This window comes from Stenotrophomonas sp. SrG, from assembly GCF_050031795.1.
Taxonomy (GTDB): Bacteria; Pseudomonadota; Gammaproteobacteria; order Xanthomonadales; family Xanthomonadaceae; genus Stenotrophomonas; species Stenotrophomonas rhizophila_A.
The window spans coordinates 1-263 of sequence record NZ_JBNBBE010000354.1 but is presented as its reverse complement, the minus strand read 5'-3'; the positions used below and the strand labels follow the sequence as shown (position 1 = coordinate 263).

The window sequence follows — 263 nt, the reverse complement described above, 5'->3', positions numbered from 1 at the left end:
CACCAGCTTCGTGCAGCATCTTTGCGATTCCCTTTGCCTCCTCGGCAATCTGAGTGGCCCGCATGCTCGTACTGTTAGCCAGGACCGCCACGAGGATTGTGCCGATGGCCGCCGCTACCCCGACCCCTGTCGCGGCCACCGCTGCGAACGCAGCGATGAAGATCGACAGCCATTCCCGAATGTCGTCCCAATCGGCAGTAATCATCCACTGCTGAAAGTCCATGTCCCCTCCCTGTAGGAGCCGATTCTGCCATGAACTGCAT

Annotated in this window: 1 protein-coding gene; it reads right to left on the bottom strand. The window is 59.7% G+C overall.

The window, feature by feature from the left end:
* Nucleotides 1–223: hypothetical protein (locus ACQG3P_RS20075; protein ID WP_426806026.1), on the bottom strand; the 223-nt coding region annotated here is incomplete at its 3' end.
* Between the last annotated feature and the right edge of the window lie 40 nt (nt 224–263).